This window comes from Rhodocyclaceae bacterium, assembly GCA_020248265.1.
Classification (GTDB): Bacteria; Pseudomonadota; Gammaproteobacteria; order Burkholderiales; family CAIKXV01; genus CAIKXV01.
Map to the genome: position 1 here is coordinate 1 of JADCHX010000013.1, position 24,820 is coordinate 24,820.

Here is a 24,820-nt window from a genome sequence, read left to right on the forward strand (position 1 = left end):
TCAGCTTCCCGAGTATTGGCTCGGTCGTATCCAGCAAAATGACGGCTAACCTGGCGGTCGAAAAGGACGGCCTGCAAGCTGCGCTTTCAGGTTCCCTTCGCGCTTCGCGCTCCGGCCGCCTCTCACCTGCACGTTAGACATTTTTGGTGGCCAGTGGAATTCACACCCTCAAAAATTATTGCCACTTTCATCGCCTGCTGCTACCTTGCTTTGACGATAATCACAGCTAATGGCATAACGAAAGACGTGGCAATAGGTACTCTGGGACTCTTATTCAGTCTTACACTAATATGGTTTCCAGAGAAGATTGGTGATTACACAGGAATGTGGAACTTGCACCACATTAATCACAATACTCCTGCTTTTCTTGTGTCGGCCGTGGGCTGGTTTTTTCTAGTCGGTGCACCTATAGTTGTCTATCTTTTGGTCTAGTATCGACTATCGGAGTTTGCGTTCTTTCTGTTCGTGTTTATTGTGTAGTTTTAACTTCGTCACTTTTGCTATGTGTAAAGTTTCTTTTTCATCCGTGCTTGTCGTGCCAGTCATTCGTTTCATTATAGGTAAGCCCCTTCTAACCCGGTGTTGCAGCGGATTGACGCATAAGGCCGCGTCAACCGCTGAGCTTATCCGTTAAGCATCAATTATCTGTCGGAGCGCTACACTTCCGCATTCGATGTGAAGGAGGCCCGAGATGAGAACCGACTTGATCGTTGTCGATCGAGAGATCCACAGTGGGACGCCAGTCTTTCGGGGCACGAGAGTTCCCGTCAAGACCCTGTTTGATCATCTGGAAGCGGGCGATTCCCTTGAGGTCTTCCTAGACGACTTTCCCTCGGTTAGCAGGGAACTGGCGATCGCGGTTTTGGAGCAAGCCCGCGTCGGATTGATGCCCGATGCGCATCCTGCTTGACGAGGACATTCCGCGCCGGCTCGGCGCCCTGATTCTTGGGCACGAGGTGACGACGGTTCAGCGCTGCGGTTGGGCAGGAATTAAGAATGGGAAGCTCCTTGCCTTGGCTGCAGACACGTTCGATGTCTTCGTGACCATGGACCAGAACCTCGAGTACCAGCAGAACCTACAGACCCTGCCTATCGCTGTGCTGGTCGCAGAAGCAGTCAGCAATCGCATTGAGCACCTGTCGCCGCTGGTGCCAAGTATCTTGCGGGAACTTAGCCAGATCCCACCATGCACTCTGCGCCGGATTGATGCCTAACCCGACGTTGGAACGGGGCGCCGCTGGTGGCGTATGCTCAACTCCATCGTTAAGCCGCACAATCCTCGAGCGCGCTGGGTAGACGGGATAGGACACAGCAGCGATCAGATTGTATGTACAATCTATGGCATGCGTGTCCACTTCGATCCCGAAAAGAACGAGCGGAACATACGAGAGCGCGGGCTTTCGTTCGAGTTTGCGAGAGACTTCAGCTTCGATTCGGCCCTTGTTCTGGTCGATGATCGGCGGGAATACGGAGAAACGCGCTACGTTGCGCTTGGCTATCTTGCCGAGCGATTGCATGTTCTTTGCTTTACTGAAGCGATCGACGGAATCCGCGTCATCAGCTTCCGGAAAGCAAACCCTCGTGAGGTTGCTCGCTATGCCAAGGTCCAAGCCTCTCGTTGATGCAGGTGGCGAAGTCCGAGAGATCAAGGCCGCTGATCTCCAGTCGTTCCGTCCGGCGGCTGAGGCTCTGCCTGCCTCATTGCGGCTGAAGGTAGGGGTGCGCGGTGCGCAGAAAGCACCTGTCAAGGAACGCATCACAATCCGGTTATCGCCCGATGTCGTGCAGCGCTTCCGCGCTACCGGTGATGGTTGGCAAACCAGAGTCGACGCTGCGCTTCAGGACTGGCTGAAGACCCACAAGCCAGCAAAAGTGGGGCGGTGAACGTGCGGCCTGACCTGGCGTTCGAGAGGACCTGCGCCAGCGTCGCCCGGCGAGCCGACCCCCGCTATTTTTCGTCTCGCGGGGCGCCGCTGGCTCCGGCCTCTCAACTCGCACGTTAGGCCTCACACCGCATGAGAGTCCCCACTCAAGTTCGCCGCCGGCTACCGCGGCTCCGAAATCGTCGCACCCGGACACGAGAGGCGCCCACGCTCGTACGAAGTACATGGCCTTTTCGCTACGATGCCTGCTTGCGTCTTGGGGGTCTTGGCGACGTTCAAGAGACAGTTTTCGAACTGACTGGACTGAGCGCATCTCACGCGCATCGCAAGGGCGATCCTTTTGGTCGGCGCGGCTCGGTCCGAAAAGAAGATCTTTGGCTTCTTGAATCCCCTTTGGGTGAGCGCGCGAGCCACGACGAACATCTCCAGTGGCTGTGGAATCAGATCAAGCCGCACCACCAGCAGTTTCAAGAACTTTTGCAATGCGCGGCCTGGGCTGACATCTGCCTTGGCTGTCTCTCTGAGAGTCCCTATCCGGTCCTCTCGGTGGATCCCGGGTCTCTCCATATCGTTCGCGAGCTTAATCTCGCTCTTTCGTTTAACTTTACGACGGTCTAGGTCATACCCCTCACCGCCGCGAATGAGGCCTAGCCGCTCGTTCAACCGGACGCGCTATGGCAGGCCGTTCATTTCGTACATTGATGTCGTGCAGCGCTTCCGCGCTACCGGTGATGGTTGGCAAACCAGAGTCGACGCTGCGCTTCAGGGCTGGCTGAAGACCCACAAGCCAGCAAAAGCGGTGAACGTGCGACCTGGCGTTCCACCGCTCAACTCTGCGTGAGGCAGTACGATGAACGCTGTGGACACTTTAGAGATTGCAAAGGGCGCATTCGAGCGTGTTCGCGAGGCGTTTCCGAGCCTCGAAGTGGTGGAAGACACAGCAACCCAAGTTGATGTAAGTCTCGACATCCCGGTTCAGCCGGGAATGAAGCATCACGTGCACTTGAACCTTCAGAACATCGACGAGCTTCATTTCAATGTGGGGTCGTTCTGGCTGGCGTGGTTTCCTTGCACTGATTCAGCGAACGTCGAATACTATGTTGAAGCTGTGACTGGCTTCATCTCCGGCCGCCTTCGCGTTCTCGAGCATTACCGGGGCAAGCGATGCATCAAGGCGGAACTTCAAGCGCCCGCCAACGGAGGATGGAACACGATCGGAACCACGACTAGGCTTTCCCTTCCAATCCCATCGCGCATTGAGCAGCGGGTAATCAGCAATGCCTAACTGTTCGTTCGAGCCGACCGCTTCCGCCCTGCGGCGTCCCGCTGCGGCTCACCTCAGACGTTAAGCGCTGCATATGGACAAGCCGCTGTCCTACCAACTCCTTGCGGATGCAGTGCTGCTTCTGCATTTCGCCGTCGTGTTGTTCGTTGTCGGGGGCTTGGCCGCTGTCGTCGTCGGGAATCTGCGAGCATGGCGCTGGGTAAACAGCCTTTGGTTTCGGCTTGCGCACCTTGCCGCCATCGGTGTCGTCGTTGTTCAGTCCTTACTCGGCAAGCTGTGTCCACTCACCGTTCTGGAGTCGTGGTTGCGCGAAAGAGCAGGAGCGTCGGCCTACACAACGAGTTTCATTGAAAACTGGGTTCAGCGAGTTCTCTTCTACGAGGCGCCGTTCTGGGTCTTCACTCTGAGCTACATGGTCTTTGGCTTGTTGGTCGTTGTAGCCTGGTGGCGCTATCCGCCGCGCATGAGGTCACAACATCGCCAAGCGAGCACCGCCGACAGGGCGCCGTCCTCAGCACTCAGCAATGCCTTGATTCCAATGCTCGAACAATCCTTCACGCACGTGCCGATGCGACTTCACCCAAACGCTCGTACGCTCGCAGTGTTCACGCCCAACCATCTCGAGATTGACGAGGTAGCCATACTGGATGACGGGGACGAATTGACTGTCAATCTAGGTAACTACGGATCACATATTCACTTCAGAAACGACGATGACTCGCTCTCCGACTCAGCAAAGGCACACGATGTAGCGCAGCAGTGCGTCAATTTCCTGCGTGAGCTTTTCTAGCTGACGAGATCGAGTATGACCGCCGCGGGTTATTCACGGATTCGAAAGGCTTCGCAGTCACCAACGTTTCTTCTCTGTGACATCCGACTTTCTTGCCACACTAGCGACCAGAGAATTGCTCATGAATCTTGCACGACACACGGCCCTACTGCTTGCGATGTTTGTCTCTCAGTTGGCCGCAGCCCAATCCAACTCAGCGTGGACGGTTGCGCCAAGAGTTGTCGTGATTGCCTCTAGTGCGAGCGATCCTCGACTCGATCAAGTCGATGCTGCAATCGCATACTGGAACAGGGTGTTCGAGGACATCGGTTCCGGCTTTCGCCTGAACCCGCCTGAACGCGTTATCGGCTCGCCACCAGAGGCCGCTTTGCAGGAGCGCAGCAAGCAGGTTTTGGAGGGGAGAGCTTCACCGTTCAACCTGCCCTCCGCGCTCAAGGACCTACCTGGAGATCTACGCATCGTGCTGGGTGACTCCAGCTTCGTTTCATTTGCTGGGCCGTTCGATTCGCAACGCCGCCGAACACTGGGCATCAGAAGTGCGACCGCGCCACCTCTCAGCCTTCCGAATGTTGCTGTGAACCTGATTGCACACGAGCTAGGGCACGCAATTGGCCTGGGACACAACAGCGACTTCACCGCTCTCATGTGTGGGCGACCCGCCAGTTGTCGGCCAAACATCTATCAGTCCAACGAGCCACGACTCTTCCCGTTGCTTGAATCCGAGCGAGCTGAGCTGCTGGCAATGTATCCGCCCGACTGGCGCCCGAAGAAGCCATAGGCCCCTTCGGAACAGTGACGCCTTTGTCTATCTCTTTAGAAACATCGGTCAAGCGACTGATGATCTGGGGTCTTTTCAGGCGGGTTGCGGAGCGGCGACGACTTGCATGCCCAGGTTACTGGTGCTCTCCAACTCAGCAAAGGCACACGATATAGCGCGGTAGTGCGTCATTTTCCTGCGGGGTTTTCTAGCCGACGAGATCAAGTATGGCAGCCGCGGTTCTTTCGCAGATTCGTAGGGCGTCGCAATCACCAACGTTTCTTCTCTGTCGTTTCAATGAAACCCAAGCACTACGAAGGCGGCTGCATCTGCGGCCACATCCGATTTCGGGTAACCGGCGAGCCGGGGAGGCCCCATACGTGTTCGTGCGAGAGTTGCCGCAAGCATTCGGGCTCTCTCACACTCACGTGGGTGGAGTTCCCCGCGCAGAGCGTTGAGTGGATCGGTCCCGGCGGCAAGCCTTCGGCTTGGCGCTCTTCTTCGTACTCCTGCCGAGCCGTTCTGCAGCGCTTGCGGCAGCACCATCGGCGCGATCGACGACGAGCAAACCGTCGCAATTGCCACAGGTGCCCTTGACAAGCCGAACCTGAAGGAATTTGCACCAAGGCATCATTCATACACTTCTCGTCGCCCAAGGTGGTGGCACGTGAAGTCAGACCACGAGTCTGGCGGCGAAAGTTGAGTATGGGTTGGGCAGGCTCTTGGCAATGTCTCCCACGCTGACCCGACGTCCTTCAGAGCCTCCGACCTTGATCCACCCCGCTTGGAACTGATCCTCGTCCTTGCCGTCGGCCTGGTGGCAGGCACGATCAGCGGTATCGTCGGCACCGGCGCGTCGCTGATCCTGATGCCGATCCTGGTGGTCTGTTTCGGTCCGCAGCAGGCGGTGCCGGTCATGGCGATCGCCGCGGTGCTGGGAAACATCGGCAAGGTGCTCGCGTGGTGGCGCGTGGTCGACTGGCGCGCCTGCGGGGCCTACAGCGCGACCGCCGTGCCGTGCGCGATCCTGGGCGTGAAGACGCTGCTCGCGGTGCCGCCGCGGGCGATCGAGGTCGCGCTCGGTGCTTTCTTCATCGCGATGGTGCCGGCGCGGCGCTGGTTCCACCGGCGGCGGCTTCACCTGTCGCACCGGGACCTCGCGCTGCTCGGTGCGCCGGTGGGCTTCCTGACCGGCATTGTCGTGTCGACCGGGCCGATACAGGTGCCGATCTTCATCGGCGCCGGGCTGGAGAAGGGCGCGTTCATCGCCACCGAGGCGGCGGCATCGTGCATCGTCTACTTCACGAAGGTGCTGGCCTTCGGCATGGCGGATGCGCTGGGCGCAGATACGATCCTGAAGGGGCTGGCCGTCGGCGGTTCGATGATGGCTGGCGCGTTCGTCTCGCGGCGTATCCTGCAGCGGATGACGCCGCACGAGTTCAGGCATCTGATCGATGCGTTGATGATCGTGTCTGGCCTATCGATGTTCTGGGTGGCGTTCCGATGACGGCCAGCGTCCACCCCCTTCGCAGCGACCCAGGCGAAGCGCATCGAGGAGCCGGCGCGCTGGGCGTCTGACCGCGCCTACGCATCACTGCTCGGCCTTGACCCCCGCTTCGACCACGATCTTCCCGAACTTCGTCGACTCGGCCCGGATGAACTCGCGGAACTGATCCGGCGTGGTCGGCGACGGCTCGAAGCCGTTCTCGCGCAGCTTGGCGACGATCTCCGGCACCTTCAGCGCTGCGACTGCCGCGCCGTTCAGGGTCTTCACGATCGCTGGCGGTGTGCCAGCCGGCAGCATCAGGCCGAAGAAGTTGATCACCTCGAAGCCGGCGAGGCCCGGGGTGTCGGAGATCGGCGGCACGTTGGGCAGCGCCGAGACCCGCGTGGACGAGGTCACGCCGATCGCGCGCAGCCGGCCGCTCTCGATGAACGGAAGGGCCGCTCCGATCGACACGAAGGTCATCGTGATGTGCTTGCCGACGACATCGGCGATCTGCGGTGCAGCGCCCTTGTACGGCACGTGGATGATCTTCACGCCAGCCATCCGGTTGAACAGCTCGCCGGTGAGCTGTTGCGGATTGCCGATGCCGCTCGACGAGAACGTGAGCTTGCCCGACTGCTGCTTCGCCCAGGCGATCAACTCGGCGACGGTACGCGCCGGCACGTCCGGGTTCACCGCCAGCACGTTGGGCACCCGCACCATCATCGTCAGCGGGATGAGGTCGGTGTCCCAGTCGTAGGCCATCGGCTTGTACAGGTGCGGGTTCACCGCCACCTCGCCGGAGTTGGCGAGGATGGTATAGCCGTCGGGCTTCGACTTGGCGACGAACTGGGTGCCGATCATGCCGCTGGCGCCAGCGCGGTTCTCGACCACGATCGGCACGCCGAGCGTCTGGCGCATGTGTTCGGCGACCAGTCGCGCGGTAAGGTCGGTGCCGCCGCCGGCCGGAAAGGCCACCACCATGCGGATCGACTGGCTCGGGAAGGCCTGGGCGTGTACGGTGGCGGGCAGGGCCGACGCGGCCATGGCGATCAGCACGGCACTGCTGCAAAGGGTGTTCGATGGCGAGCGATTCATCGCTTCTGTCCTCCTCGGGTGGGAAAGCGGCTCGCCTGTCCGGTTCGCTCGCACAAGATGCCGCGCGCGGGCGAACCGGACAATCCAGCTGCTCTCGATCGGGAGAGCGTACATGGACATCCGCATCACGTACTGCGGCGCCTGTAAATGCCACGCGTGGGCGGCCAGTCTGGCAGCGGAGCGCGAGCAGCGCCAGGTCGCGCATGCGCCGCGCGGGTACCATCGCCCCTGCGCCTTCGGAGCGGCCATGCCCGCGCAACGGTGCAGCGCGCTTCCCTTCCTCGATCGACATCCATGACGCAGACATCCCTTCCCAAGGTCGCCATCCTCGCCACCGGCGGCACCATCGCCGGGCGCGCCGGCTCCAGCCTGTCGCATGAGTACAAGGCGGGCTCCGCGACCGGCGCCGAGCTCGTCGATGCGGTGCCCGAACTCGCCCGGGTCGCCGAGGTGCAGGTCGAGCAGGTCTGCAACATCGCGAGCTCGAACATGGTGTTCGAGGTCTGGCGGGCGCTGGCTGCGCGCATCGATGCGCTGTTCTCGGGCGATCCCGAGCTCGCGGGCATCGTCGTCACTCACGGTACCAACACGCTGGAAGAGACCGCCTACTTCCTCAACCTCACCGTGCGCCACGATCGGCCGGTCGTGCTGGTCGGCTCGCAGCGGCCGGCGACGGCCTTGAGCCCGGATGGTCCGCTGAACCTGGTCAACGCAGTGCGCGTGGCGGCCTGCCCGGACTCGCGCGACCGCGGCGTGCTGGTCATGCTCAACGACGAGATCAACGCCGCGCGCGACGTCACCAAGACCAACACCTATCGGGTCGAGACCTTCAGGTCGGGGGATCTTGGCTTCATCGGCTATGCGGACGCTGACCGGGTGGCCTACTACCGGCGCCCCGAGAAGCGGCACACGGTCGACTCGGAGTTCGCGACCGTTCCGGTCGGCGCGTTGCCGAAGGTCGAGATCGTCTACGGCTATGTCGAATCGGATGCGCGCGTGGTGATCGATGCGCTGCGGGCGGCCGGTACCCGGGGCTTCGTCTTCACCGGCACGGGCGCAGGCATGCTGTCGGATGTCGAGAAGGAGATCGTGGCGCAGTCGGAGGCGCGGGGCGACGGCATCGTCTTCGTGCGCTCGAACCGGCTCGGCAACGGCCGTGTGCTTGCGCACGGTGAACACGACGAGCTGGGCATCGTGCCCGCGGATAACCTCAATCCGCAGAAGGCGCGCATCCTGCTGATGTGCGCACTCGCGCGAACACACGACCTCGCGGAGATCCGCCGGATCTTCGCGCAGTACTGAGCCTCAGGGCCCAGGATGACGTACTGCACGTACTGCATCGCCGGACCGTTGTCGTGACGCGCGCTTCGCTGGTTCCGTACGCATGGGCGCTGGGCATCGTCCTGCTGCTGGTGCTGGGCACCGCGACTGCGGTGTCGATGCGCTTCCTGCGCAGCGTGAAGCGTGACCTGCCCTCCTTGCATGCGGAGCTCGGGCGCCCGGGCGCGCTCTACTTCGTCACCCTCGGCTGGCTCACGCCGTCGAGGTTCGGCATCTGGCTGCTGACGCGACCAGCCTCGTTCCAGGCGCTTGGCGAGCCACTGCTGCAGGCTGCAACGCAGTTGCGACGGCTGCTGCTGGTTGCGTTCGCGCTGTGGGTGGCGGCCGTCGCGCTGGCCATCGCCAGCGGGTTCCTCTGACCCGACACGCCGGCCAGGCGTGAAACCCCGTACGATCGACCGGTGACCCGCACCTGCCTCCTCCTGCTCTACGCCCTTTGCGGCATGCACGCCACGCTGCTGTCGGCGTGGCCGGTCCCGTCGCACGCGGCCAGCCTGGTCGACCGCGCACGCAAGGATGAGCCGGCATCGATGCCGGACGAAGACCCGGCGATGCGCAAGGCGTTCGAGGCCGCCCGCGCGTCGCTCGACGGTTTCCTGGTGAAGCTGAAGGCCCCGCCCACGGGTACCGGAGGCTATGCGGTGAAGGTCGGCATCCGGTCGGGAACCGACATCGAATACCTGTGGATCGGCAACCTGTCGATCGACGGTGACCGGCTCAGCGGCCGCATCGACAACGAACCGCGCACCGTGAAGGCGGTGAAGGCGGGGGATACCCACGGGTTCACCCGGTCCGACATCGTCGACTGGCTGTATGTCGACCGGCCGCTGCGGCGGATGCACGGCAACTTCACGGCCTGTGCACTGATGACGCGCGAGCCGGCGAAAGAAGCGGCTGCATTGCGCAAGCAGCTCGGGCTCACCTGCCGGCCCTGAGCCGGCAGCAGCGCGGTGCCTGCACGAGCGTAACGCAGGCGCCCGCGCGCCACGCAGGCCTCAGTCGGGCACGACGCTGGCGGCGCGCACGATCTCGCCCCAGCGCTTGTTGTAGCCCTGGATGAATGCCACGTATTCCTTCGGCCCGATCACGAGCGGAATGCCGCCGACGGTCTGGAAGCGTTCCACCACATCAGGGCTGGTGATGGTGCGTGCGGTGAGCTTCGCCAGCACGTCGACGATCGGCGCGGGTACGCCGGCCGGTGCCGACACGCCGTACCAGACCCCGTCCTCCAGGCCCGGGAAGCCGGCTTCCGCGATGGTCGGCACGTCCGGGAACACCGAGAAGCGCTTGTCGGCCAGGGCTGCCAGCGCACGCAGCCGGCCGGTCTTGATCTGGTTGATCAGCGAAGGCAGGCCGTCCATCATCATGTGCACCTGGCCGGTCGCAAGGTCGACGACCGCCGGGCCGCTGCCCTTGTACGGCACATGGGTGAGGTTCGCGCCGGTGCGGATCTTGAACGCTTCGCCGAACAGCTGCGGTGCGCTGCCGTTGCCCGACGAGCTGAACATGTACTTGCCTGGCGCGGCACGGGTGACCGCGACGAACTCCTTCACCGTCTTCGCCGGCACGTCGGCGTTGATCGCCATCATCGCCGGCAGCAGCGACACGCCCGAGATGTGGGTGAAGCTCTTGATCGCGTCGTAGGGCAGCTTCTTGTACAGCACCGGTGCCGCACCGTGCGTGGTGCTCGAGCTGAGCATCAGCGTATGGCCGTCGGGCGTGGCCTTGGTCACGAACTCGGAGGCGACGATGCCGCCGGCGCCGGGTCTGCTCTCGACCACCACGCTCTGGCCGGCCAGCTCGCCCATCTTCGCGGCGACCACGCGGCCGGTGAAGTCGGCGGCACCACCCGGCGGCACCGACAGGATCAGGCGCATCGTGCGCTGGGGGAACTCGGCTGCGGCGGGCGACTGCGCCTGTGCCGGCGATGGCACGGCGGCCAGCGTGGTGGCGACGGTCGCAGCGGCAGCCAGCGTGCCGGCGGCGGCACGGAAGGTACGCGTCGGATGCTTCGGCTTCATGCTCAGGTCTCCTGGGGATACTGTTTGCGCAGCTCTTCGACCGAGGCCTGCACGGTGTAGACATCGAGGATCTCGGTCTCTTCGCCGAGGATCTCGAACATGTGCACCGCGTTGCCCGGGATATGGACGATCGACCCGGCCATCGCGATCTGCTCGCGGCCATGCATGTACACCTTCACGCCACCACGCAGGATCATCGACACCTGCTCCGACGGATGGAAGTGCGGCTTGCCCTTCGAGTTGGGCTTGACCACCACGCGGGTCATCATCACCTTGTCGCCGACCCAGGTCTGGCGCACGGTGCCGGAATGGGTGGTGAGATTCGGGTCCGACACGTCCTCGGCGGGAATGTCCTTCCAGTCGATTACCGAAGGCGCCTTGCCCAGTTGGCCGGCAACCCAGTCGTAATAGTCCATCGCTTCGTTCTCCCTGAAGTCAGTCGAGTGCCCGGATGCGCTCTACGTCGGCCAGATGATGCGCCGGCTCGTCGAAGCGGGCGCGCATCCTGGGCAGCCGGCGCACCATCGCCTCGAACGCCGGATAGGACACGCACAGTTCTTCCATCAGCTGCGGTGGCAGGTCGAGGCCCGCCTGCTTCGCCATCCGCTCGATGTCCTCGCGCGAGGACGGCGGCAACGGTTCCAGCGTCTTCGCGCCGGGTTCAGGCAACACGAACGATCGGGTCACTGTTGCATTCCTTCGGTCGGGCGACGCAGGTGCCAGTCGGTCAGCTGCTGGTAGGCATGGCCGACGCGGAACATCATCGGCTCGTCGAAATGGTCGGCGGCGATCTGCAGGCTGAGCGGCAGGCCGTCCGTACTGAATCCGCACGGGATGTTCATCGCCGGGCCGCCGCCGATGTTGAACGGCGTGGTGATGTTCGGCGGACGCAGGAACTTGTCGAGCTTGTCCGGCCGCGCCTTGTCTGCCGGCGTCATCCAGCCCGCGGTCGCGATCACGTCGTACTCCCGGAACGCGCGCGACAGTTCGCGCGCCAGCCACAGCCGCTGGCGCAGTGCCTGGAAGTAGTCTTCCGCCCGGATCAGCGAACCGGACAGCACCTTGTTGCGGAACATCAGGCCGAAGTCCTGCGGCCGCGTCCGGAACTCATGCTCGTAGGCACTGAACATCTCGGTGATCGAAATCGTGGTCTTGCAGTCCTGGTAAACGAGCAGGTCGGACAGCCGGATCTCCTCGACGATCGCACCGGCATCGGCCAGCACCTTCATCGCCTGCTCGACTGCCGGCGCGACGTCCGGATGGCAGTTGGCATCGCCGTCGTACCAGTGGCGCACCCAGCCGATGCGCACGCCGCGCACGCCGAGGTTGAGGTGAGCCATGCAGTCGCGCACCGGATGGTCCGCGCTGGCGACATCCTCGTCGTCGTAGCCGGCGATGGCGCCGAGCATCAGTGCGGCATCCTCGACGGTGCGGGCCATCGGGCCGCAGGTGTCGAAGGTGAAGGTGTTCGGCAGCACGCCCTGCCGGCTGACCAGCCCGTAGGTCGGCTTGACGCCGACGATGCCGCACACCGCCGCCGGCATGCGGATGGATCCGCCGGTATCGGTGCCGATCGCGGCCGGCAGCAACCCGGCGGCGATCGCAGCACCGGCGCCACTGCTGGTGCTGCCCGGCAGGTAGCCGGGCTTCCACGGGTTCATCGCCGGCGGCCAGGGCAGGTCCCAGGACGGCCCGCCATGCGCGAACTCGTAGGTGGTGAGCTTGCCCATCAGTACGCCACCGCTGTCCTTCATCCGCGCCTCGACCGCAGCGTCGTTCGAGGGTACGTTGTGCTGCAGGATCTTCGACTGGCCAGTGGTCAGGATGCCGGCCGTGGAGATCACGTCCTTCAGGCCGTACGGAATGCCGCACAGCATCGGAGCGATCGAATGGGCGTCGCTGCGCATCCACATCGCCTCGGCGGCACGTGCCCGCTCGAGCGCCACCTCTGGCGTCTGCGTGACGAAGCAATGCAGGCTCGACTCATGGCGGGCGACGCGCTCGAACTGGTGCCGTACGACCTCGACCGGCGACACCTCGCGCCGCCGGTACATCGCCAGCAGGCCGGTCACCGTCGCGTAGTCGAGCGGATGCGTGGCCGGAGCCACCGCTGCGACAGGTACTTCCGATGTCACTTCTTCACCCCGTCGAACACCAGCTTGCGATGCGCGAACTTCCATTCGCCGTCCACGCGCTTGATGGTGTCGGTGTACACGCCGGCGTGCGTCACGTGCGGCAGCGTCCCCGGCTCACCGTTGTAGCCGAACAGGTAGCAGCGGCCGCGGATCGTGTCTTCGTCGATCTGCTCGAGGTGGATGCTGCCGTTCCAGTGGCGACGGTACAGGTGGGTGCGGGTTGCATAGTCCTTCTTCTTGTACTCGACGAGGTTGGCGCGGCCGACGATGTCGTAGGTGCCGTGCTGCTCGCCGTTTTCCGTGAAGCAACTCGCGTACCACTCGGCATCGCCCGAGTCGCTCGACAGGTTGTAGGCGGAATACAGGTTGAGGATCTCGACATAGGCCTCGGGGCTGACGCTGAACTTCTTCATGCTTTCTCCGCTTGTTCCAGGGTGGCCTTGCGTTCCGCGGCGGCGCCTTCGTCCACGCCGGGGAAGATCGACGACGGTCCGACTTCCATCACCACGCCGTCCGGGCCGCGGAACTTGATCGGCATCACGCCGGGCGAACTGAGGATGGTGAAGCCGCCGTCGACGAGCCGGCGGTGCACCGCCTCGGTGTCCTCGACCGCGATGCCGAAGTGGTGGATGCACGGGCCCTCGCCGGCCCAGTTCGACTCGGTGGTATCGGCCGTGTCGTACTGGATCAGCGCGAGGTCGAAGCGACCGTCGGTCATGTGGCAGGACACATGGCCGCGCTTGCGCGTGGTCTCGGAGCGCCTGAAGCCGAATACCGTTTCGTAGAAGGTCGCTGCGCGTTCCACGTCGGTTACCTTGACTGCGAGATGCACGATGCTGGCCATGGGTTCCTCCTCCTAGGTGTTTACGTCTCTATCCAGCTCAGGCCTTGAACACGTTCGCCGGATCGGCCAGCGACTTGAACTCCACGCCATTGCCCGACGGATCGAGCGCGAACATGGTCATCTGCTCGCGCACCGTCCCTTGGTGCCGCACTTCGGGCGGGATCACCCAGGGTGCGCCGGCCGCCTGCAGTCGCACGGCCAGCCGTTCGAACTCCTCTTTCGTCACCAGCACGCCGAAATGGCGCAACGGGTACGACTCCTTGCCCACCCCGACGCTGCGGTGCGCCGATTCTTCCGCCGACACCTGCGCGACGATGTGGTGGCCGAAGAAGTCGTAATCGATGCGGTCGGCTTCGGTACGCCCCGCCTTGCAGCCGAGTACCTCGCCGTAGAACGCCCGGGTCGACTCGAGGTCGCGCACCGGAAAAGAGCAGTGGAACACGCGGGCCATCGTGGTGGCTCCCTTCAGGATGGTTGCGGGGCGCTCATTGCGCGACGACCTTCGCGTCGCGCAGTACACGGCCCCATTTCTCGAACTCGGCGCGGATGAACCGGGAAAACGCTTCCGGCGAGCTCGGCGCCGGCTCGATGCCCTGCTCGATGAACACCCGGTTCACCTCGGGCGTCTTGAGGATCGCGACCAGGTCACGGTTCAGGCGGGCGATGACCGCCGGCGGCGTGCGCGCCGGCGCGGCCATGCCGTACCAGTTGTTCACGTCGAAGCCGGTGACGCCCGACTCCGCGATCGTCGGCAGTTCGGGGACGATCACCGAACGCTTCGCGGTGGTCACCGCCAGCGCGCGGATCTTGCCGGCCTTCACATGCTGGAGCGCAGTGGAGGGGGAGGCGAAGATCATGGTGATGCGGCCACCGAGCAGGTCGATCATCGCCGGGCCACCACCCTTGTAGGGAATGTGCACCAGGTCGGTCTTCGTCGAGGCGGCGAACAGCTCGCCGGCGAGATGGCCTGCGTTGCCGGTACCCGACGAGCCGTAGGTCAGCCCCTTCTGCGTCGACGCGAGCTTCAGCAGATCCTTCACGCTCGAGGCCGGGACGCCGGGATGCACCACCAGGATATTGGTCGCATCGGCGATGCCGGTGATCGGCGCGAGGTCCTTCAGCGGGTGGTAGCCGATGTCCTTGTACAGGAAGTAGTTGACCGCGAAGTTGCCGATGGCGCCGAGGCAGATCGTGTGGCCGTCGGGCGGTGCCTTGCTCAGGATCTGCCCCGACAGGCTGCCCGCCGCGCCGGGCCGGTTGTCGACCAGCACCGGCTGGCCGAGCGCGGCACCGAGCGGCTCGGACAGCGCGCGCGCCGACACGTCGAGCCCGCCGCCGGGTGCGGACCCGACCAGCATGCGGATCGGCCGTGCCGGGAAGGCCGCCTGGGCGGCGGCGTCGATTGCGCTGGCGCCGAGCACCCCGCCGAGCAGCAGCGCGGAAGCAGTTGCAGTATTCATGGATGGTCTCCTCCGGTATTGCCTGTTCCAGGCTTTCTTGTGTTTGCTCAGGCCGCCGGCTGCAGCAGCTTGCGCAAGGAGCGGATGTCCTGCACTTCGTCCAGCGCCCAGACCCGGTCGAGCAGCGTGCGCGCGCGGCGGCGTCCGAGCACTGGGGCCATCAGCGGCAGGCACTTGTCGTCTACCTCGGCGCGGGTCATCGGGTTCTGCCAGGCACCGCGTACCACTTCGGTGTGGTGCCTGAGCCTGCGCCCGTCGGTCGTCTCGACCTCCAGGATGGCCTGCCGGCCGCCGGCCTTGCTCAGCGCGGCGCTGCCTTCGTAGACGATGCACTTGCGCACCGCGAGCACCGCCGGATCATGCATGCGCTCATCGTCGTGCGACGAGTCGAAGGTGAGGCCGCCGTCGATCAGCATCACCGCCAGCAGGTGCTGCATGCAGATGTCCGGCATGTCTCGGTTGTTAACGATCTCGGATTCGGTGTCCTGCACCTGCACGTGGATGCGCTTCACGTTCGCGGGCGTCAGTCCGTGCGCACGGATCAGCGCGATCAGCGAATCGAGCGCGGCCTGGATCGGCGAGCCGACCGACCAGTTCTTGATGTTGGAGCGCATGATCTCCCAGGTGCGGCCGAGGTCGCGGGCGACATGCGAGGTGTCCGTGTGCTTGTCGTACGCGAGGAAGAAGCTGCGCGCGCCGCTGAACGAATCGTCGACGCCGTTGAACCCGGCATCGACCATGGTGGCCGCGGACATCGCGTTGCGGGTGGGCATGCCGGCGAAGTCGAACGCCTTCTCGACATGGTCGGGGTCGCGGATCCAGCACGACAGGCCGGAGGCCTGCTGCGCCGTGTAGGACAGCAGCCAGCGCATGCGCTGGGCATCGAAGCGCGCGAGCGAACCGGCCGCCGCGGAGGCACCGAAGATCGCACCGAACGCATGCGAGGAATGCGCGGACAGCAGGAACTGGATGCCGCCGAGCGCCATCGAGAAGCGCGCGCCGACGTCGTAGCCCAGCGCCACCGCGCGCAGCAGGTCGGTGCCGGACGAACGTTTGAGCTCGCCCATCGCCCAGGCCGCCGGCACCACCGCGCAGCCCGGATGGAACAGGCCGCCCTGGTGCGAATCGTCGGTCTCGTCGGCATGGGCGGACATCGCATTGGCGAAGGCAGCGAGCGTCACGGAACTCGACAGCGTCGTGCCCATCACGGTTGCCTGCGCCACGCCGCCCTGCGTCGACACGTACTCGATGCCCTTGCGGCCCGGCAGCAGCTTCGCGCCGGAGACGATCGCCGCCAACGAGTCGGCGATATGGTGCCTGGTCTTCTCGGCCACCTTCGCCGGCAGCGGCCGGTCGATCGCCTTCGCCATGTAGGCCGACAGCGAGCGGATCATCGGCGACGGTGCAACTGCCTTTCCCGCGCCGCTCACCGCGAAGACCCCGATCCGCCGTCGACGCTGATCATGGTGCCGCTCACATAGGACGCGCGGTCCGAGGCGAGGAACACCGCCACGTCGGCGACTTCATCCACGCGGGCGAGGCGTCCCAGCGGGAAGCCGGTGGTCAGTTCGCGCCAGCGGTTCTCGTCCCCGAATGCCGCCTGCGCGCGTGCCTTCCAGCGTACGACCTGGCGTTCCGTCTCCGTGGCACCCGGGTTGATGCCGACCACCCGCACGCCGTCGTCCAGGCTGCCGGTGCCCATGCATTCGGTGAGCGCCATCAGCGCGGCGTTGCCGGCGGCGCCAGCCACGTTCTTGTTGGTCGGGTGGAACGGCGACACGCCGATGATGTTCACGATCACGCCCGACCTGCGCGCAGCCATGCCCGCGTAGACCTCGCGGCTGAGGTTGATGTAGCCGAAGATCTTCAGGTCCCAGGCGGTGCGCCAGCGCGCCTCGTCGATCTGATCGATCGAGCCCTGCGGCACGGCACCGGCGTTGTTGACGAGCACGTCCACCACGCCGGCTGCCGTCGACAGCGCCGCCGCAGCACCCGGTGCCGCGAGGTCGCTCGCATGCACGGTGACCGATGCGGCACCGAGCGTGCGCAGTTCGGTGGCTGCCGCTTCCATCAGCGCGCCGTTGCGCGCGGCGAGGATCAGGTGGCAGCCCTCGGCCGCGAAACCGCGTGCAACGCCGAGGCCGATGCCCTGGGAGGCGCCAGTGATCAGTACACGCTTACCGGAAATTCTGAGGTCCATCGATGGGTCTCCAGGGGAAAACAGAAGGGAATCAGGAAGGATGCAGCAACGAGCGGGGGGTCAGGTCTTGAGTTTTGCAGCGAGCGGGCGAGCGAGCGGGGGGTCAGGTCTTGAGTTTTGACTCAGGTCGTGGCTGAGGTCTCGACTCAGGCCGCCGGCGCCTTCAGCACGCCAGCCTCCACCAGCGCGGCGATACGCGCGGCATCCCACTGAAGCACGTTGCCGAGGACGCGTGCATTGTCTTCGCCCAATGTCGGCGGATAACGATCGGGCGGTGGCGTCTCACCGGTGAACTTGATGGGGTTGCCCGCCACCTCGATGCGATGGCCACGGCCATCGTCGAGCGGCAGCACCATCTGCCGGTGCAGCACCTGGGGATCGCTCAGTGCGCGATCGAGCGTGTTCACGCTGCCGACCGGGATGCCCTTCGCGCGGAAGCGGTTGACCCAGTGCTCGGCCGGCAGCGCCAGGAAGGCCTGGTCGAGCGCCGGCAGCAGGGTGTCGCGATTGGCATGGCGGTCACCGTTGGTCTTGTAGCGCGGGTCTTCGAGCAGGTGCGCGACGCCCAGTTCGCGCGCCATGTCTTCCCACATGCGGTCGGTGTTCGCGCAGACCACCACGTTCACGCCGTCGCCGGCGATGAATGTGCGGTAGGTGGCGAAGGAATCGTGCGCCCGGCCCTGGGTGCCAGGCACCACGCCGGCGATCAGGTGGTAGGCCGCCTGGTAGGTGAGCATCGACACCTGGCAGTCGAGCATCGAGATGTCGATCTGCTTGCCGCGGCCGGTATGCGTGCGCTCGAGCAGCGCCGCCTGGATCGAGATCACCGCGAACATCCCGGCCGCCAGGTCGCCCAGCGGGATGCCGGAGCGCACCGGCAGGCCGCCGCTCTCACCGGTGAGGCTCATGCCGCCGGACAAAGCCTGCACGATCATGTCGTAGGCGGGCAGCTCGCGATACGGGCCGTCCTGCCCGAAGCCGGAGATGCTGCACCAGACCAGCCCGGGGTGCGCTTCCGACAGCGCGGCCGGGTCGAGGCCCAGCTTGGCGGCCACGCCCGGGCGGAAGTTCTCGATCAGCACGTCGCTCTTCAGCGCCAGTTCGCGCACCAGCGCCTTGCCGTCTGCGTGCTTCATGTCGACCGCGACACTCTGCTTGTTGCGGTTCACGCTCAGGTAGTAGGCACTGTCGCGGTCGACGAAGTGCGGCGGGATGTGCCGCGACGAATCGCCGCCATGCGGCTCGACCTTGATCACCTCGGCGCCGAGGTCGGCGAGGATCTGCGTCGCGTACGGACCGGACAGGAACTGGGTCAGGTCGAGCACGCGCAGGCCCTTCAGCGGCTGTGCGCCGCGGGCTGCGCTGGCTTTGGAAGGTGCGGGCGCGGCAGGCTGCGCGGCTTCTGGCATCGGTCTGCTCCTCAGGCGCTCTCTCGGGCGCGGTAGCCCAGTCCCGCGGACAGTTCGGCGGCGAGGCGGCAGGCCTCGCGCGCGAACTCGGCTTCGCGGGCCGGTTCGAATCGTTGTTCGGGGATGGTGAAGCCGAGCGAGCCGGTGATGCGGCCACCCGCGCCATACACCGGCGCGAAGATGCCGACCGCCCCGGCGATGCGCTGCCCGAACGACAGCGCATAGCCGCGCGCGCGGATCGCCGCCAGATCCTGCGCGAGGTCGAGATGGCCGGCGAGGCCTTCGCGCGCGAGTACCGCGGCCAGTTCGTCCGGCGGCAGGAAGGCGAGGATGGAGCGCCCGGAGGCGCCGGTCAGCAGGGTCTGCGGTTCATGGCTGCGCACGCGGTAGCCCAGCGGATGCGTCGATTCGACGTGGGACGCGAACGTGAGCCGGCGCTCGCGCGGCAGGTACAGGCACAGGTAGGCGGTCTCGTTCACCGAGGCGACCGCCTGCTCGAGCAGCGGCGCGGCGATCGCCTGCAACGGATGGTGGCTCGCCACCACCGAAGACAGCCTCAGGAATTCGCGGCCTGTACGGTAAGTGGGCGCTTCTTCATCGCGCTCGACCATGCCTTCGCGCATCAGCAGATCGAGCAGCCGGTGCACCGTCGAGGCGGGCAGCCCGAGCTCGGCGCTGATCCGCTTGATCTGCGTGCCATCGCCCGACTCAGCCACCGCGCGCAGCACCGCGACGGCACGCGCGACGGTACCGGAATCTGCAGGCTGGCGTTGCGGCTCAGACATTGAGGTCAGACATCAGACATTGGGGTCAGGCCCCGGGGTCAGACCCCGGGGTCAGACCCCGAACAGGTGGATTGCGCAGGCGCCGTGGTCGAAGCCGGAGGTACCGCCGCCGGTCACATGGGTAAGCCCGACCTTGGCACCCTCGACCTGCCGGCCACCACAACGCCCCTGCAGCTGGCGCACGATCTCGACGATCTGCGCCGCACCGCTGGCACCGACCGGATGGCCCTTGGACAGCAGGCCGCCGCTCGGGTTGACCGGCACCCGGCCACCGAGGGAGGTCGTGCCATCGCGCAGCAGCCGCACCGCCTCGCCGCGCGGGCACAGGCCGAGCGCTTCGTAGTACAGCAGCTCGGCGATGGTGAAGGCGTCATGGCATTCGAGCACGTCGATGTCTTCCGGGCCGATGCCGCTTTCCTCGTACAGCTCGCTCGAGCAGCGGCTGGTGATCTCGGGCGTAGTCATGTCGCGGAAGCCGGGGATGTACTTGCCCGAGGCGAGGTGCGAACCGAGCACCTTCACCGGGCGGTCGGAATGCGCCGCCGCGCGTTCGGTCGGGCAGATCACCACCGCGGCTGCGCCGTCGCCCGTCGGGCAGCATTGCAGCAGGGTCAGCGGATCGGCGATGCGGCGCGAGGCGAGCACTTCCTCGACCGTGGTCTCGGTGCGGAACTGCGCATCGGGATTCAGCGCGCCATGGCGGCGCGCCTTCACCGCGACTTCCGCCAGGTCGCGCTCGGTCGCGCCGTAGTCGTGCAGGTAGCGCTGCGCACGCATCGCATAGAGCGCCGGCATCACCATGCCGTTCGACACTTCGATGTCGTCCTGGTCGAGCGGCAGCGTGCCACCGCCGAGCTTGGTGAGCTGCTCGACGCCGAACACCAGCACGTAGTCGTACAGGCCGGCAGCCACCGCCACCCAGGCCTCGCGGAACGCGGTTGCGCTGCTGGAGCAGGCGTTCTCGCAGTTGATCACCGGGACACCGCTCATCCCGGTGTCGCGGGCGACGCGCTGGCCGGGCATCCAGCCGGACGTCGCGGTACCGGCGTAGATCGCCTCGATCTGCTTCGGCTCGAGCTGGGCTTCGCGCAGCGCATCGCGCACGGCAGGCTGGGCGAGGGCGGGTACCGTGAGGTCGCGGTGTTTCCCGAACTTGATCATGCCGGTACCGATCACCGACACGGGACGCAGGTTGGCGTTCATCGACTGTCCTCCAGGGGCGCCGCCGGTCAGGCGGGCGCGAACCAGTAGCGGTAGGTGGGGGCAGCCGCGCTCGCGTCCGCGGCGGCGTCTTCCTCGACATGCACGCGCACCGAGAGGTTGGGCGCCAGCCCGGCAGCGACGCCATCGCTGCCGGCGACCTTGCCGAACACGCGCACGCCTTCCGGCAGATCGACATAGCCGATCACGTAGGGCACCTGCCAGACGGCGGGTGCGACATGCACGGTCGAGTAGGCGTACAGCGTGCCGGTCGCGCCGAGTGGCAGCGGCTTCAGTTGCTCGGCATTGCAGGAGGGGCAGACCGGCGCCGCCGGGAAAAACCGGGTGCCGCAGGCGGTGCACTCGGCGCCGGACAGGCGAAGGGCGCCATCCTCGCCATGAGTGACATCGGAAGCGCGAAGCGGGCGCCCGATGTGGGGCGCGTTGCGCACGGGGGCGGGTGCCGGGGCGGGCATGGATCCTCCTGACTTCGGTCGCGGCTGTTTCGGGACGGGCGTTCCGTTGAACGGAATCGAATTACGTTGAGAGGAATCGTATCCACTGGATCGACCCGGCGCAAGTCCGAGTCCCGGCCCAGCCCGACCCGCGAGGGGTCGGCGCGCGCATGCGCCGTCATGCCCGCGTCACAACCGGCAGGTACATTTCGACGATCGTCGAAACGTCGAGTGGAGGCAGCACGATGAAAGTAGGCATCAACGGCATGGGACGCATCGGCCGGCTCGCGCTGCGCGCCGCCTTCGGCGCGGCCGAGCGGCAGGCGGACGATCCGCGCGCCGGCAACCGGCTCGAGGTCGTGCACCTGAACGAGATCAAGGGCGGCGCCGCAGCGACCGCGCACCTGCTGGCGTTCGACACGGTGCAGGGCCGATGGCGCGAGTCGATCGAAGCCGATGGCGAGGCGGCGATCCGCATCGGCGAGCGGCGGCTCGGCTTCTCGTCGCATCCGGTGGCGGCCGACATCCCCTGGGGCGACCTCGGCGTCGACCTGGTGCTGGAGTGCACCGGGAAGTTCCTCACGCCCGAGACACTGCAGGGCCACCTCGACCGCGGCGCGAAGCGGGTGATCGTCGCCGCGCCGGTGAAGGTCGGCGACGTGCTGAACATCGTGGTCGGCGTGAATGAAGGCCTGTACGACCCGGCGCGCAATCGCATCGTGACCGCAGCCTCCTGCACCACCAACTGCCTGGCACCGGTGGTCAAGGTGGTGCACGAGGCGATCGGCATCCGCCACGGGCAGATCACCACCATCCACGACCCGACCAACACGAACGTCGTGGTGGACGCGCCGCACAAGGACCTGCGTCGCGCACGCAGCGCGATGCAGAGCCTGGCGCCGACCACCACCGGCAGCGCGACCGCGATCGCGCTGATCTATCCGGAACTCAAGGGCAAGCTGAACGGACATGCGGTGCGGGCACCGGTGCTGAATGCATCGCTGACCGACTGCGTGTTCGAGATGCAGCGCGAAACCACCGTGGCCGAGGTGAACCGGCTGTTCGCAGAGGCCGCACGCGGATCGCTCGCCGGCATCCTCGGTTACGAGGAACGGCCGCTGGTCAGCGCCGACTATGCGCGCGACACGCGCAGCTCGATCGTCGACGCACCGTCGACGATGGTCACCGACGGCACGCTGCTGAAGGTCTATGCCTGGTACGACAACGAGATGGGCTATGCCTGCCGGATGGTCGACCTCGCCTGCCACATGCAGGTACGCGGCATCTGATGAGCGGCAGCCGCAACTACGCGATCGTCACCGCCGCCTACTGGGGGTTCACCCTCACCGACGGCGCGCTGCGCATGCTGGTGCTGCTGCATTTCTACAAGCTCGGCTATTCCCCGTTCACGCTCGCCTTCCTGTTCCTGCTGTACGAAGCCGCCGGCGTGCTGGCCAACCTGATCGGTGGCTGGCTGGCCACGCGCTACGGCATCTCGCGCATGCTGTCGATCGGGCTGGTGCTGCAGATCACCGGCTGCCTGCTGCTGTCGCTGCTGTCGCCGGCCTGGACCGCAGCGATGTCGGTGGCCTGGGTGGTACTGGCGCAGGGCATCTGCGGCGTGGCCAAGGACCTGACCAAGACCGCCAGCAAGTCGGCGATCAAGCTCACCGCGGGCGACGCGTCCGGTCGCCTGTTCCGCTGGGTCGCCTGGTTCACTGGCAGCAAGAACGCGATGAAGGGGTTCGGATTCTTCCTCGGCGGCCTGCTGCTCGAGGCGCTCGGCTTCCGCGGTGCGCTGTGGACGATGGCCGCATTGCTCGGCTGCGTACTGGCTGGGGTGCTAGTCTTCGTGCCACCGCTGATGGGGCGCGCGAAGGCATCGAAGTCGCTGCGCGAACTGTTCGCGAAGAACCGCGGGGTCAACCTGCTCGCTGCCGCACGGGTGGTGCTGTTCGGTGCGCGCGATGTCTGGTTCGTGGTGGGCGTGCCGGTGTTCCTGTATTCCTCCGGCTGGACGTTCACCATGGTCGGCGCCTTCCTCGCGCTGTGGACCATCGGCTACGGGCTGGTGCAGGCGATCGCGCCGTCGCTGGTCCGGCGCAGCAGCGACGGGCTTTCCACCGAGGTGCCGGCCGCACGGCTGTGGTCCGCGCTGCTGGCACTGGTCACGTTCGCACTGGTCGCGGCGGTCGCGCTCGACGTGCCCGCGCTCGAATGGGTGGTGGTCGCCGGGCTGGGCGTGTTCGGCTTCGCCTTCGCGGTGAACTCCTCGATCCATTCATACCTGGTACTGGCCTATGCCGGATCGGAGAAGGCGGCCGAGGATGTCGGCTTCTACTACGCGGCCAATGCCCTCGGCCGCTTCGGCGGCACGCTGCTGTCCGGCCTGCTCTACCAGTGGGGCGGGCTGCTCTACACGCTGTGCGGCGCGGCGGCGATGCTGGCCGTGTGCTGGGCGGTGACGCTGCTGCTGCCGACCGGTCGCGCGCAGGCATGATGGATGAATCGACCGCGGTCGCCTCGCTCGCCGCGCTCGCGCAGCCGATGCGGCTGCGCGTGTTCCGCGCACTGGTCGGCGCGGGGCCGGCCGGGCTCACGCCGGGCGTGCTGTCGGCGCTGCTCGACGTACCGCCATCGACGCTGTCATTCCACCTGAAGGGGCTTGCGCGCGCCGGGCTCGTCGCGCCGGTGCGCGAGGGGCGCCACCTGCACTACCGGCCGGCGCTCGGGCAGATGGACGCACTGCTCGGCTACCTCACCGACCATTGCTGCGAGACGGGCTCCGCGGAGGGCTGTGCGATACAGCCGCGCGAGCCGGCCTGCTGCGATACGCGCTGAGCGACAGACGGGCCCGCTCCTCAGCGCAGCCCGGCCAGCAGTTCGCCGATGCGCTTCATCGAGAACGCGTACGCAGCCGCGTCGTGCCGCTCGTCGCCCTTCATCATGTAGCCGTGCTGCACGCCGGGGAACACATGCAGTTCGACGTTCGGCATGCGCGACACCAGCCCGCGATAGGCATCGAGCACCGGCGGCGGCGCGCGATTGTCGCGGTCGCCCCAGAGCAGGCATACCGGCGCGGTGACGCCGTCGGCGTCGGCGATGAAGTCCTCCATCGCCGAGCCGTGACAGGACACTCCAACCTCGAATCCGAGCCGCTTCGGGCCGATCAGCGCATACGGACCGCCGAAGCAGAAGCCGGCGACCGCGGCACGGCCGTTGAACGCAGGCTGCGACTTCAGCATCGCGAGGGTATCGACCAAGTCGCGTTCGCCGTCGCCGATCACCTGCCTGCGCGGTTCGGCGCGCTCGCTGGTGCGCTTGTCGCTGCGCGGCAGCGGGCCGGGGATGGTGCGCCAGAACAGGTCCGGCGCGGCGGCGATGTAACCCATCGCGGCGATCTCGGCGGCGATGCTGCGGATGTCTTCATCGACGCCATGCACCGCGGCGGCCAGCACGATGGCCGGCACCGTACCCGGCGCAGCGGGCAGCGCGAGATGGCAGTCGAACTCGCCACCGCCGGTGGCCTTGATACGCAGGTCCTGTACGGGCATGGGACGTTGCTCCCTCGATGTTGGACGATGGCATCGATGGTGCACGGTCGGCGTGCGGCTGGCAATGCGGGCGCGCCGTGCCACAATCGGCGCCGTGAACGAGCCGGCGAAGCCCGG

Annotated in this window: 32 protein-coding genes; 16 read left to right on the top strand and 16 right to left on the bottom strand. The window is 65.8% G+C overall.

The window, feature by feature from the left end; all coding sequences use genetic code 11:
* Positions 1-691 precede the first annotated feature (691 nt).
* From ING98_14170 to ING98_14215, 10 genes are all read left to right on the top strand, one after another.
* Positions 692-910 (top strand): DUF433 domain-containing protein, encoded by a 219-nt coding sequence (locus tag ING98_14170; GenBank protein ID MCA3103007.1) that lies wholly within the window; start codon positions 692-694, stop codon positions 908-910.
* Positions 894-1,214 (top strand): DUF5615 family PIN-like protein, encoded by a 321-nt coding sequence (locus ING98_14175; GenBank protein ID MCA3103008.1) that lies wholly within the window; start codon positions 894-896, stop codon positions 1,212-1,214. Before ING98_14170 ends, ING98_14175 begins: the two co-directional genes overlap by 17 nt.
* Before the next feature lie 129 nt (positions 1,215-1,343).
* Complete coding sequence (locus ING98_14180; protein ID MCA3103009.1) at positions 1,344-1,622, top strand: BrnT family toxin; 279 nt, start codon at positions 1,344-1,346, stop codon at positions 1,620-1,622.
* Positions 1,597-1,884, top strand: a complete 288-nt coding sequence (locus ING98_14185) for a BrnA antitoxin family protein (protein MCA3103010.1) — start codon at positions 1,597-1,599, stop codon at positions 1,882-1,884. Before ING98_14180 ends, ING98_14185 begins: the two co-directional genes overlap by 26 nt.
* Positions 1,885-2,132: 248 nt before the next feature.
* Positions 2,133-2,501 carry a DUF4279 domain-containing protein gene (locus ING98_14190; protein MCA3103011.1) on the top strand — a complete coding sequence of 123 codons (369 nt, stop codon included), beginning with the start codon at positions 2,133-2,135 and terminating at the stop codon, positions 2,499-2,501.
* Positions 2,502-2,523: 22 nt separating this feature from the next.
* Positions 2,524-2,724: a BrnA antitoxin family protein gene (locus ING98_14195; protein ID MCA3103012.1), complete on the top strand. Its 201-nt coding sequence runs from the start codon at positions 2,524-2,526 to the stop codon at positions 2,722-2,724.
* A 9-nt stretch (positions 2,725-2,733) separates the two neighbouring features.
* On the top strand, positions 2,734-3,168 hold the full coding sequence (locus ING98_14200; GenBank protein MCA3103013.1) for a hypothetical protein: 435 nt from the start codon (positions 2,734-2,736) through the stop codon (positions 3,166-3,168).
* 73 nt (positions 3,169-3,241) lie between these two features.
* Entirely contained in the window at positions 3,242-3,958 is a 717-nt protein-coding gene (locus ING98_14205; protein ID MCA3103014.1) for a DUF2784 domain-containing protein, read from the top strand.
* Between the two features lie 292 nt (positions 3,959-4,250).
* Positions 4,251-4,736: a hypothetical protein gene (locus tag ING98_14210; protein ID MCA3103015.1), complete on the top strand. Its 486-nt coding sequence runs from the start codon at positions 4,251-4,253 to the stop codon at positions 4,734-4,736.
* A gap of 763 nt (positions 4,737-5,499) precedes the next feature.
* Positions 5,500-6,222 carry a sulfite exporter TauE/SafE family protein gene (locus ING98_14215; protein ID MCA3103016.1) on the top strand — a complete coding sequence of 241 codons (723 nt, stop codon included), beginning with the start codon at positions 5,500-5,502 and terminating at the stop codon, positions 6,220-6,222.
* Positions 6,223-6,306: 84 nt separating this feature from the next.
* Here ING98_14215 and ING98_14220 read toward each other — a convergent pair whose 3' ends face one another.
* Positions 6,307-7,299, bottom strand: a complete 993-nt coding sequence (locus ING98_14220) for a tripartite tricarboxylate transporter substrate binding protein (protein MCA3103017.1) — start codon at positions 7,297-7,299, stop codon at positions 6,307-6,309.
* A gap of 294 nt (positions 7,300-7,593) precedes the next feature.
* On the opposite strand from ING98_14220, the gene ING98_14225 reads away from it, so the two are divergent.
* The 3 genes from ING98_14225 to ING98_14235 are packed head-to-tail and all read left to right on the top strand — an operon-like array spanning position 7,594 to position 9,575.
* Positions 7,594-8,601: an asparaginase gene (locus ING98_14225; GenBank protein MCA3103018.1), complete on the top strand. Its 1,008-nt coding sequence runs from the start codon at positions 7,594-7,596 to the stop codon at positions 8,599-8,601.
* 53 nt (positions 8,602-8,654) lie between these two features.
* Positions 8,655-8,999 carry a hypothetical protein gene (locus tag ING98_14230; GenBank protein MCA3103019.1) on the top strand — a complete coding sequence of 115 codons (345 nt, stop codon included), beginning with the start codon at positions 8,655-8,657 and terminating at the stop codon, positions 8,997-8,999.
* 42 nt (positions 9,000-9,041) lie between these two features.
* Positions 9,042-9,575, top strand: a complete 534-nt coding sequence (locus ING98_14235; GenBank protein MCA3103020.1) for a DUF2314 domain-containing protein — start codon at positions 9,042-9,044, stop codon at positions 9,573-9,575.
* Positions 9,576-9,635: 60 nt separating this feature from the next.
* Here the strand turns inward: ING98_14235 and ING98_14240 are convergent, their stop codons facing one another.
* The 14 genes from ING98_14240 to ING98_14305 all read right to left on the bottom strand — a co-directional run bounded on the left by ING98_14240 (position 9,636) and on the right by ING98_14305 (position 21,071).
* Entirely contained in the window at positions 9,636-10,661 is a 1,026-nt protein-coding gene (locus tag ING98_14240; protein MCA3103021.1) for a tripartite tricarboxylate transporter substrate binding protein, read from the bottom strand.
* A gap of 2 nt (positions 10,662-10,663) precedes the next feature.
* Complete coding sequence (locus ING98_14245) at positions 10,664-11,077, bottom strand: cupin domain-containing protein (protein ID MCA3103022.1); 414 nt, start codon at positions 11,075-11,077, stop codon at positions 10,664-10,666.
* A 19-nt stretch (positions 11,078-11,096) separates the two neighbouring features.
* Positions 11,097-11,348, bottom strand: a complete 252-nt coding sequence (locus ING98_14250; protein MCA3103023.1) for a hypothetical protein — start codon at positions 11,346-11,348, stop codon at positions 11,097-11,099.
* Positions 11,345-12,796 carry an amidase gene (locus ING98_14255; protein ID MCA3103024.1) on the bottom strand — a complete coding sequence of 484 codons (1,452 nt, stop codon included), beginning with the start codon at positions 12,794-12,796 and terminating at the stop codon, positions 11,345-11,347. Before ING98_14255 ends, ING98_14250 begins: the two co-directional genes overlap by 4 nt.
* Positions 12,793-13,209, bottom strand: coding sequence for a nuclear transport factor 2 family protein (locus ING98_14260; GenBank protein MCA3103025.1), 417 nt, complete (start codon positions 13,207-13,209; stop codon positions 12,793-12,795). Before ING98_14260 ends, ING98_14255 begins: the two co-directional genes overlap by 4 nt.
* Positions 13,206-13,640, bottom strand: a complete 435-nt coding sequence (locus ING98_14265; GenBank protein ID MCA3103026.1) for a VOC family protein — start codon at positions 13,638-13,640, stop codon at positions 13,206-13,208. The genes ING98_14260 and ING98_14265 overlap by 4 nt, the downstream gene beginning before the upstream one ends.
* 37 nt (positions 13,641-13,677) lie before the next feature.
* Positions 13,678-14,091 carry a VOC family protein gene (locus ING98_14270; protein MCA3103027.1) on the bottom strand — a complete coding sequence of 138 codons (414 nt, stop codon included), beginning with the start codon at positions 14,089-14,091 and terminating at the stop codon, positions 13,678-13,680.
* Between the two features lie 34 nt (positions 14,092-14,125).
* On the bottom strand, positions 14,126-15,100 hold the full coding sequence (locus tag ING98_14275) for a tripartite tricarboxylate transporter substrate binding protein (protein MCA3103028.1): 975 nt from the start codon (positions 15,098-15,100) through the stop codon (positions 14,126-14,128).
* A 47-nt stretch (positions 15,101-15,147) separates the two neighbouring features.
* Complete coding sequence (locus ING98_14280; protein MCA3103029.1) at positions 15,148-16,530, bottom strand: MmgE/PrpD family protein; 1,383 nt, start codon at positions 16,528-16,530, stop codon at positions 15,148-15,150.
* On the bottom strand, positions 16,527-17,300 hold the full coding sequence (locus tag ING98_14285; GenBank protein MCA3103030.1) for an SDR family NAD(P)-dependent oxidoreductase: 774 nt from the start codon (positions 17,298-17,300) through the stop codon (positions 16,527-16,529). The genes ING98_14280 and ING98_14285 overlap by 4 nt, the downstream gene beginning before the upstream one ends.
* A gap of 146 nt (positions 17,301-17,446) precedes the next feature.
* Complete coding sequence (locus ING98_14290) at positions 17,447-18,709, bottom strand: CoA transferase (protein ID MCA3103031.1); 1,263 nt, start codon at positions 18,707-18,709, stop codon at positions 17,447-17,449.
* A gap of 11 nt (positions 18,710-18,720) precedes the next feature.
* Positions 18,721-19,494 (bottom strand): IclR family transcriptional regulator, encoded by a 774-nt coding sequence (locus tag ING98_14295; GenBank protein ID MCA3103032.1) that lies wholly within the window; start codon positions 19,492-19,494, stop codon positions 18,721-18,723.
* 51 nt (positions 19,495-19,545) lie between these two features.
* Positions 19,546-20,697, bottom strand: a complete 1,152-nt coding sequence (locus ING98_14300; GenBank protein ID MCA3103033.1) for a thiolase family protein — start codon at positions 20,695-20,697, stop codon at positions 19,546-19,548.
* Between the two features lie 26 nt (positions 20,698-20,723).
* On the bottom strand, positions 20,724-21,071 hold the full coding sequence (locus ING98_14305) for an OB-fold domain-containing protein (GenBank protein MCA3103034.1): 348 nt from the start codon (positions 21,069-21,071) through the stop codon (positions 20,724-20,726).
* A 323-nt stretch (positions 21,072-21,394) separates the two neighbouring features.
* Here ING98_14305 and ING98_14310 point away from each other — a divergent pair, with 323 nt between their 5' ends.
* The 3 genes from ING98_14310 to ING98_14320 are packed head-to-tail and all read left to right on the top strand — an operon-like array spanning position 21,395 to position 23,990.
* Complete coding sequence (locus ING98_14310; protein ID MCA3103035.1) at positions 21,395-22,438, top strand: ArsJ-associated glyceraldehyde-3-phosphate dehydrogenase; 1,044 nt, start codon at positions 21,395-21,397, stop codon at positions 22,436-22,438.
* Complete coding sequence (gene arsJ / locus ING98_14315) at positions 22,438-23,649, top strand: organoarsenical effux MFS transporter ArsJ (GenBank protein MCA3103036.1); 1,212 nt, start codon at positions 22,438-22,440, stop codon at positions 23,647-23,649. The genes ING98_14310 and arsJ overlap by 1 nt, the downstream gene beginning before the upstream one ends.
* Positions 23,649-23,990 carry a helix-turn-helix transcriptional regulator gene (locus ING98_14320; protein MCA3103037.1) on the top strand — a complete coding sequence of 114 codons (342 nt, stop codon included), beginning with the start codon at positions 23,649-23,651 and terminating at the stop codon, positions 23,988-23,990. The genes arsJ and ING98_14320 overlap by 1 nt, the downstream gene beginning before the upstream one ends.
* A 20-nt stretch (positions 23,991-24,010) precedes the next feature.
* Here ING98_14320 and ING98_14325 read toward each other — a convergent pair whose 3' ends face one another.
* On the bottom strand, positions 24,011-24,703 hold the full coding sequence (locus ING98_14325; GenBank protein MCA3103038.1) for a dienelactone hydrolase family protein: 693 nt from the start codon (positions 24,701-24,703) through the stop codon (positions 24,011-24,013).
* Positions 24,704-24,820: the final 117 nt, after the last annotated feature.

Excerpts from the sequence above, each read along its gene's own strand:
- ING98_14170 (MCA3103007.1), top strand. The coding sequence starts at position 692 with ATGAGAACCGACTTGATCGTTGTCGATCGAGAGATCCACAGTGGGACG.
- ING98_14175 (MCA3103008.1), top strand. The coding sequence starts at position 894 with ATGCGCATCCTGCTTGACGAGGACATTCCGCGCCGGCTCGGCGCCCTG.
- ING98_14180 (MCA3103009.1), top strand. The coding sequence starts at position 1,344 with ATGCGTGTCCACTTCGATCCCGAAAAGAACGAGCGGAACATACGAGAG.
- ING98_14185 (MCA3103010.1), top strand. The coding sequence starts at position 1,597 with ATGCCAAGGTCCAAGCCTCTCGTTGATGCAGGTGGCGAAGTCCGAGAG.
- ING98_14195 (MCA3103012.1), top strand. The coding sequence starts at position 2,524 with ATGAGGCCTAGCCGCTCGTTCAACCGGACGCGCTATGGCAGGCCGTTC.
- ING98_14200 (MCA3103013.1), top strand. The coding sequence starts at position 2,734 with ATGAACGCTGTGGACACTTTAGAGATTGCAAAGGGCGCATTCGAGCGT.
- ING98_14205 (MCA3103014.1), top strand. The coding sequence starts at position 3,242 with ATGGACAAGCCGCTGTCCTACCAACTCCTTGCGGATGCAGTGCTGCTT.
- ING98_14220 (MCA3103017.1), bottom strand. The coding sequence starts at position 7,299 with ATGAATCGCTCGCCATCGAACACCCTTTGCAGCAGTGCCGTGCTGATC.
- ING98_14225 (MCA3103018.1), top strand. The coding sequence starts at position 7,594 with ATGACGCAGACATCCCTTCCCAAGGTCGCCATCCTCGCCACCGGCGGC.
- ING98_14240 (MCA3103021.1), bottom strand. The coding sequence starts at position 10,661 with ATGAAGCCGAAGCATCCGACGCGTACCTTCCGTGCCGCCGCCGGCACG.
- ING98_14245 (MCA3103022.1), bottom strand. The coding sequence starts at position 11,077 with ATGGACTATTACGACTGGGTTGCCGGCCAACTGGGCAAGGCGCCTTCG.
- ING98_14260 (MCA3103025.1), bottom strand. The coding sequence starts at position 13,209 with ATGAAGAAGTTCAGCGTCAGCCCCGAGGCCTATGTCGAGATCCTCAAC.
- ING98_14265 (MCA3103026.1), bottom strand. The coding sequence starts at position 13,640 with ATGGCCAGCATCGTGCATCTCGCAGTCAAGGTAACCGACGTGGAACGC.
- ING98_14270 (MCA3103027.1), bottom strand. The coding sequence starts at position 14,091 with ATGGCCCGCGTGTTCCACTGCTCTTTTCCGGTGCGCGACCTCGAGTCG.
- ING98_14275 (MCA3103028.1), bottom strand. The coding sequence starts at position 15,100 with ATGAATACTGCAACTGCTTCCGCGCTGCTGCTCGGCGGGGTGCTCGGC.
- ING98_14285 (MCA3103030.1), bottom strand. The coding sequence starts at position 17,300 with ATGGACCTCAGAATTTCCGGTAAGCGTGTACTGATCACTGGCGCCTCC.
- ING98_14290 (MCA3103031.1), bottom strand. The coding sequence starts at position 18,709 with ATGCCAGAAGCCGCGCAGCCTGCCGCGCCCGCACCTTCCAAAGCCAGC.
- ING98_14295 (MCA3103032.1), bottom strand. The coding sequence starts at position 19,494 with ATGTCTGAGCCGCAACGCCAGCCTGCAGATTCCGGTACCGTCGCGCGT.
- ING98_14300 (MCA3103033.1), bottom strand. The coding sequence starts at position 20,697 with ATGAACGCCAACCTGCGTCCCGTGTCGGTGATCGGTACCGGCATGATC.
- ING98_14310 (MCA3103035.1), top strand. The coding sequence starts at position 21,395 with ATGAAAGTAGGCATCAACGGCATGGGACGCATCGGCCGGCTCGCGCTG.
- arsJ (MCA3103036.1), top strand. The coding sequence starts at position 22,438 with ATGAGCGGCAGCCGCAACTACGCGATCGTCACCGCCGCCTACTGGGGG.
- ING98_14320 (MCA3103037.1), top strand. The coding sequence starts at position 23,649 with ATGGATGAATCGACCGCGGTCGCCTCGCTCGCCGCGCTCGCGCAGCCG.
- ING98_14325 (MCA3103038.1), bottom strand. The coding sequence starts at position 24,703 with ATGCCCGTACAGGACCTGCGTATCAAGGCCACCGGCGGTGGCGAGTTC.